Genomic DNA, 7122 nt, shown 5'->3' on the forward strand with positions numbered 1-7122 from the left:
GGCCGCCAGCGGCCGCCCTCGCGCCAGTTGGAGCGCAGCTCCTCCAGCGAACTCCAGTAGCCGGCCGCCAGGCCGGCCGCGTACGCCGCGCCTAAGGCCGTTGTCTCAGCCACGACCGGACGCACCACGTCCACACCCAGGATGTCCGCTTGGAATTGCATGAGGAGCGAATTCTCAATCATGCCGCCGTCCACCCGCAGTTCCCTCAGCACGGCGCCATCCGCCAAAGCCGCGTCCAGCACGTCGCGGGTCTGATAAGCGGTCGCCTCCAGCGCCGCCCGCGCCAGGTGACCCTTGTTGACGTACCTGGTCAGCCCCACAATCACCCCGCGCGCATCCGTCCGCCAGTAGGGCGCGAACAAGCCCGAGAAGGCCGGCACAATGTAACAGCCCCCATTGTCCTCGACCGTCAACGCGAGGGTCTCCACCTCCGGCGCGGACCCGATCAGCCCCAGGTTGTCCCGCAGCCACTGCACCAACGAGCCGGTCACCGCGATCGAGCCCTCCAGCGCGTAGCGCGGAGCCTCCCCCGCCAACTGGTACGCCACGGTGGTGAGCAACCCCGCCCGCGAGAACACCACATCCTCACCGGTGTTGACCAGCAGGAAACAACCCGTCCCGTAGGTGTTCTTGGCCTCGCCCGGACTGAACGCGCACTGGCCAAAAGTCGCCGCCTGCTGGTCCCCCAGGATGCCGGTCACCGGCACGCCCGCCAACAGCCCGTCATCCGCGACCCGGCCGAATTCGCCCGAGGAGGGCATGATCTTAGGCAGCACGGCCTCCGGCACCCCGTAGGCGGCCGCCACAGAACCGTCCCAGGCCAGCGTCCGCAAGTCCATCAAGTTGGTCCGCGAAGCGTTCGTCACATCAGTCCGGTGGCGCCCGCCGTCCACCCCGCCCGTCAAGTTCCACAGCACCCACGTGTCGGTTGTGCCGAACAACAGTTCGCCCTGCTCGGCCCGCCGCCGCGCGTCCGGCACATGGTCCAGGACCCACGCGATCTTGGTGCCGGAGAAGTACGGATTCAGCGGCAGGCCGGTGATTTGCCGGAACCGCTCCACCCCGCCCTCGGCCGCGAGCGCGTCCACGTACCCCGCCGTCCGAGCGTCCTGCCACACAATCGCGTTATGGACCGGCCGCCCGGTTGCCTTTTCCCAGACCACGGTCGTCTCACGCTGGTTCGTGATCCCCACGGCCGCGATGTCCTTCGCCAGCAGTTCGGCCTTCGCCAGCGCCACCGCGATCACCTGCCGGGTGTTGCCCCACAGTTCGACCGGATCATGCTCCACCCAGCCCGCCTCCGGGTAGATTTGCCGGTGCTCCAGTTGCCCGGTCGACACGATCTGCCCGTCATGGTCGAAGATGATCGCCCGCGAGGACGTGGTCCCCTGGTCGATCGCCAGCACGAAGTCGCTCATCCAGCGCCGCCGCGCTTAGCGTTTTTCCCCGCACCCGATGCCGTCCGCCCGCCACCCCGGCCGCTCTCGCCCGGGCTTGCGCCCGCGTCGGCGCCGCCCGCCACCGGCGCGCCGAACCCGTCGCCGGACTCCGCGCCCGATGCCGTTCCGCCGCCATCCCCTGCGCCGTCGCCGGGGTTTGCGCCCACGTCGGCGCCAAGCCCGGCGGGCCCCGCCGGCGCATCCTCCCGTTGGCCGGTCGCGGCCAGGTCGGCCCGTTCCTGCTCTTCGGCCTTGGCTGCGGCTATTTCCGGCCCCAGGTCCTCCATGGGGGTCAGCTCTTGGGCTTGCAGGCGGGCGGCCTCCGCCTCGGCGTCCGTCGCCAGGCGCGCGGCCGCCCGCTCGGCTTCGACCCGGGCGGCGTAGCCGGCCACCTCGGCCTCTATTCGCGCCTGGTCCCAACCCAGGTGGGGCGCGACCAACCGGGCGATCACGCTGGAAGCCGCCAGGCCGGCATCGGGCACCTCGTGGTTCAAACGGGTGCGGCTCATCATCACGTCGTCCAAGTGGATGACGCCCTCGTGGGTGGCGGCGTACACCGCCTCGGCTTTCAGGTAATGCTCGCCGCCGGGGATCGGCTCGGCGAGCGACGGGTCGGAGTCGATCAAATCGGTGATGTCCGCGACCCGCGAGCCGTAGCGGCCCAGCAGATGCAGGGTCCGGGTGCGGTCCCAGCCGTAGCGGGAGGCGAGTTTGGGGGCGTTGTTGCGGACGGCATCGTACCCCTCGGCGCCCAGCAGCGGCAGGTGCTTGGTGATGGACGGCTTGGCGGCGGCGGCCCCCTTCCCCAGCGCGAAGTCGACCGCGTCCTTGGCCATGACACGGTAGGTGGTGAGCTTGCCGCCCGCGATCATGGTCAGGCCGGGCACGGGCGAGGCGACCGTGTGCTCGCGGGAGATCTTCGCGGAACTGGTGCCCTGTTTGGTGCCCGGTTGGAGCAGCGGGCGCAGGCCCGCGTAGAAACCGATCACGTCGGCTTTGCCGAGCGGCCTGGCCAGGAGCTTGTTGGCCTGCCCAAGGAGGTATTCCACGTCCGCGGATGTCGCCACCGGATGGTCGAGGGTCGCCTGGCGCCACGGGGTGTCAGTGGTGCCGATCAGCCAATAACGGTCCCACGGGATGATGAACAAGACGGACTTCTCTGTGCGGGAGATGATCCCCATCTGGCCGTCTATCCGGTCCTTCGGGACCACGATGTGCGCGCCCTTCGACGCCAGCACCTTCAGCCCCCCACCCTGGCCGGTCAACGCCTCGGTCTGCTCCGTCCACACCCCGGTCGCGCCGATCACGTGCTTGGCTTTGACTCGGACGCTGCGCCCGCTGAGCAGGTCCTTGACCACCGCCCCGTCCACCTTGCCAAGCCGGTTGCGGGTGATCGCGGTCACCTCCGCCCGTGAGGCGGCATGCGCGCCGTACCGCGCGGCGGTTCGGACAAGTGTGAGGGTGAGCCGGGCGTCGTCCACCTCCGAGTCGAAATACCTCACCGCGCCCACCGCCGCTGACGGCTTCAAGTCGGGAAAGACCCTCCTCAGCTCGCGGCCGAAGTAATGCCTCTGGATCGGCAGGGCCCGGCGTCTGCCGGGGGTATGAGCCAACAAGTCGTACAGGCCCACGCCCGTCGCCACATACGGGCGCTCCCACACGCGGTGGGTCAGCGGGTAAAGGAACGGCACCGGTTTGACCAGGTGCGGCGCGGTCGTGGAGAGCAGCCGGTCCCGTTCCGTCAACGCCTCGTGGACCAGCTTGAAATCCAACATCAGCAGGTACCGCAACCCGCCGTGCGCCAGTTTGCTGGACCGCGAGGAGGTCCCCGCCGCCCAATCCTGGGCCTCCACTATGCCTGTGGTCAGCCCGCGCGTCACCGCGTCCACCGCGATCCCCGCGCCGGTCACACCCCCGCCGATCACCAACACGTCGAGTTCCCGTTCCGCCATCACGGCCAGCGCGCGTTCGCGCCCGGCGGGCGAAAGAGCCGAATGATCCATTTGATGCCTCGCATTCCATCTCTCAAATGACCACCCCCTCCATGTTGCCATGCCGCGCGGCGAACTCTTGGGGGATCCTCTCATGCGGATCAAGCCGGGGTAGAAACGCAACCTCGCCGCCGCCGTAACCTTTGTGCTGGCGGCCGCGGGGGACGGCATCGGGCAACGCTTCGTCGCCCCAGGCGGTCCAACCTTCTTGGGGATAGCGGGCGAACAACTCCAGGTAGGGTCCGGGGGAACACGCCTCGATGATGTCGTACTGCTCATCGGGTTTGCGGGAGTGCTCGCGCTTGCGGGTCTCGATCATGTTGACCTGCGACCTGGCCGGGGCGAGCGTGCGCATCGAGCCGCGCACCCCGAACAGGATCAACTCCGTGACGTTGCGGAAATGGAAGCCGACACCCCGCCCATCCGGGCCACCGTCCTTGCGGCGCTTGGCCCACACATTGTTGGAAACGTACCGGAACCCCCACGCCTCCATCACCTTCAAGCCTTCGGGAAGCAACGCGTTCGGCACCCACAGGTAGAGGTGGGCGTCACCGGCCACCACGTTTTTCACCGGCAAGCCGCAGACCTCCTCCAGCGGAAGGGTCGAGTACCGGTCGAGACGGCGGTGCTCCGGCGCGACTTTGCCGGTGCGGTTGGCGAACCGCCATGGCGGATCCGCGAGCACGGTCTTGAAGCTGCCCTCCACACGAGGCAGCGGTGGCGGCGCCTGAACCAGGCGCAGCGGCTGGGCGGGTTGCGGGTTGTCGGAAGGCTGCACCAGCGGCTGGGGCACAGATTCATCCTAGGTGGTAAAGATCTAATTCGACCAAGTAGATCTTATCCTTGTTGCCCAGACTCGTAGCCTTCCCACGTTCGCTCGCAGACCTCTATGGCGAGCACCGGGCAGCCGCCCGCGTCCCCGCGAGACATCCTGGGCGCCGGTGACGGAGACCGCGCTTTCCTGTGGACAGCTTCAATCTGCGTGGCCCCGTCAGGTCGCGGCCTTGTTGGTTCGCCAAACGGGATCCGATGCCGTCCGGCGCGCCGTACCCGCCACCTCACCTCACGGGACCACCAGGAGGCACCGGCCCCGGGGCGCCTTGGGGAGGCGCCCCGGCCGCCGGAGCCGGTTCCCTAATGCGAGCGGGTCAGCGGGCCGCCTGCTGGGTGACGGTGACGCATGTGGTGGGTTGATGACTAGTGCTAACGCAGACCGTTCCGACCCGTGCGGGGCCCGTGTTTGGCCGGGCGACGATTGTCAAAGTGTCCTCCGTCCAACTGGTCCGCGGGCCGGCCAACAGCCAGTCCACATCTGCGGCCGCCTCCCAAGAGATGCCCCCCGCCACCGTCACAGTCGCGGTGGTGGACGCCCCCGAGGCGGACGGCGACCAACTCGTCTTCGACAACTTGACCGGGTTGGCGGCCGACGGCTGGATCACCACATGGGTGGCGCTCACCCCGCCGGACGTCACAGTGATCGTCCCGACCCTTGTCTCCCCGCTCGTATTCGCCGTCAAACTGACGGTCCTGGCCACGCCCGCAGGCTGCGAACCCGTCGGCGACAACTTCAACCAAGACGACGGCGAGGCCGACGCCGTCCACGTCCCCCCAGCCGGGAACACCGGCGCCAACACGAAGGACTCTGCGCCGTCGCCATCCGGATTCCCGAACACCGTCGACTCCGGCAAAGAGAACCTAGCCGGCCCGGCGGCCTGCGTCACCTTCAAAGTCTTGGTCACCGGACCGGCCGTGAACGTCAGCGTCGCCGTCCTGGCGGAGGCGGTCGGGTTCGCCCTGACCCACACAAGCGAGCCGGGGCTGACCATGGTGTCCATTTCCAGGCTCCTATAAGCCTCCAACCATTTTTGATCCGAGGACACCTGCCATTCCTCCTGGTTCGTGGTGACACCCACGACGATCGCGTTCTCCGTGGCTGACGGCGCCCAGGTCGTCTTCGACAGCGACAGCGACGGGTTGGGGGCCGCCGCTTGGGTGACCGCGATGGTCTTGGACACCTCCCCCGCCCGCAGGGTGATCGTCGCCGTCCGCTTCGGGCCCGTGTTCGCCTGAGCCGCCCAGATCATCGTCTCCCCCGTCACACCCGACTCCGGCATCACAACCACCCAATCGGCGTCCACCTCCGCCGTCCACAACGCCTGGTTCGTCGTCACCTTCGGAGTCACAGTCGCCCCGCCCGCAGATGGGGACCAAGAAGACGACGACGCCGACACCGTCGCCGCATCCTGGGTCACCGTCAACGCCTTGACCACCGAACCCCTAGGCCCGTCCACCCGCACGCTCACCGTCCCAGACCGCTTCCCCCCGGCGTTCGCCGCCACCGCCACACTCACCTGCTCGCCGGTCACCCCGCTGGCCGGCGCCACCGCCAGCCAAGGCACGTCCGCCACCGCCGACCACGACTCCTGATTCGTCGTCACCCGCACGCCCACCAGGTCCCCGCCCGCCCCAGCCGAATAACTGCTCCTCGCCAAAGACAACGACGGCGACGGGCCCTGACCCTGCGACACCGAAACCGTCTTGACCATCTCCCCCGCCGTCACAACCACCGTCGCCGACCGCGCCTCCCCGAGATTCCTCCCCGCCGAGACCAACACACTCCCGCCAGCGGCCCCCGAAGGCGTCACCGACAACCACCCCGCATCCGAAACCGCCGACCAAACCGGGAAACTGCTCGTCACACGCACAGCCGCCTCAGCCCCCGACGCCGAAGCCGACCACGAAGACCTAGACAAACCCAAACTCCCAGCCACCTGGGTCACCGCCAACTCCCGGACCAAACCCCCAGCCTCAAACCGCACAACCCCGGCCCTCGCCGAATCCCCCGGATTCGGCTCCGCCACAACCAGCGCCGACGCACCCGAACCACCCGACGAAGGCGCCACCGACAACCAACCCGGCGCGCTGCTCGACCAGGCCTCCTGATCCGTCGACACAGCCACCGCAGCCGAACCACCCCCCGCCGGCGCAGCCCAACCCGACCTCGACAACGACAAAACCGGCGCCGCCGCCTGCCTGATCGGCAATTCCGCCCGCGCCGTGCCGGAAGTGATCACAATCACACCGGACCGGGCGACGCTGTACTCATTGGGCGGCACCCAAATGTTGACGTGTGCGGGAGCCGACCCCCCAATGATCACCATTCCAACCCACAGCGGGGCGCTCTCCATGAGCCAATGCTCATAATTGGTGGTCGTTATCGACAGAGTGCCGGACCAACCTCCCCAGGGCAAGTCCAACGATGTCGGCGACAATGTGACCGACGATGCCTCCGCCGGCGCGACTGCGGGCGCCTGCGCAGCGAGGACCGGCGATGACTGCGGGCTGACCGGCTCTGCTGCCTGCGCGCCAAGGGGCGACACCGACCAAGCCAACCCAGCAGCAAACACGAAAGACGCGAAAGTGCTGGTAAACGAACCTAATGATCTAGAGGGAACAGGGGCGAAAGGCGATCTGAAAGCCATTGTGGTTTCCTTATGTCTAGTTTCCGGGCAGACGTAGAAGAACAACCACGCGTCAAGCAAGGGCCAGCCTGGTTTGCGGGCGTTCTGGGCTAAGAACCCTATTAGAAAGTCGCCATTTGGGGGCGTTTCGACGGGCGGCAGGGAAGGCGAAGGAATCGCTTTGACATAATTGGCGCCACGGCGCGCGATATCCGACAAAAGACGGCCCGC

5 protein-coding genes are annotated in these 7122 nt (G+C 67.9%); 1 reads left to right on the forward strand and 4 read right to left on the reverse strand.

Features of this window, described 5'->3' with window-relative positions:
* The 4 genes from glpK to LBC97_00205 all read right to left on the reverse strand — a co-directional run.
* A partial coding sequence (glpK, locus tag LBC97_00190) for a glycerol kinase GlpK (protein MDR2564481.1) occupies positions 1-1418 on the reverse strand: 1418 nt, incomplete at its 3' end.
* Complete coding sequence (locus LBC97_00195) at positions 1415-3442, reverse strand: glycerol-3-phosphate dehydrogenase/oxidase (protein MDR2564482.1); 2028 nt, start codon at positions 3440-3442, stop codon at positions 1415-1417. The genes glpK and LBC97_00195, both read right to left, overlap by 4 nt.
* Before the next feature lie 22 nt (positions 3443-3464).
* Positions 3465-4223, reverse strand: coding sequence for a hypothetical protein (locus LBC97_00200; GenBank protein MDR2564483.1), 759 nt, complete (start codon positions 4221-4223; stop codon positions 3465-3467).
* A gap of 355 nt (positions 4224-4578) precedes the next feature.
* A complete protein-coding gene (locus tag LBC97_00205; protein ID MDR2564484.1) occupies positions 4579-6618 on the reverse strand; it encodes a hypothetical protein in 2040 nt (679 codons plus the stop codon).
* Between the two features lie 19 nt (positions 6619-6637).
* Here LBC97_00205 and LBC97_00210 point away from each other — a divergent pair, with 19 nt between their 5' ends.
* A complete protein-coding gene (locus tag LBC97_00210; protein ID MDR2564485.1) occupies positions 6638-6949 on the forward strand; it encodes a hypothetical protein in 312 nt (103 codons plus the stop codon).
* Positions 6950-7122 lie beyond the last annotated feature (173 nt).

It is taken from the genome of Bifidobacteriaceae bacterium, from assembly GCA_031281585.1.
GTDB lineage: Bacteria > Actinomycetota > Actinomycetes > Actinomycetales > WQXJ01 > JAIRTF01.

Bases quoted from the DNA above. Each gene is read 5' to 3' on its own strand.
- LBC97_00205 (MDR2564484.1), bottom strand. From the start codon at position 6,618: ATGGAGAGCGCCCCGCTGTGGGTTGGAATGGTGATCATTGGGGGGTCG.
- LBC97_00195 (MDR2564482.1), bottom strand. From the start codon at position 3,442: ATGGATCATTCGGCTCTTTCGCCCGCCGGGCGCGAACGCGCGCTGGCC.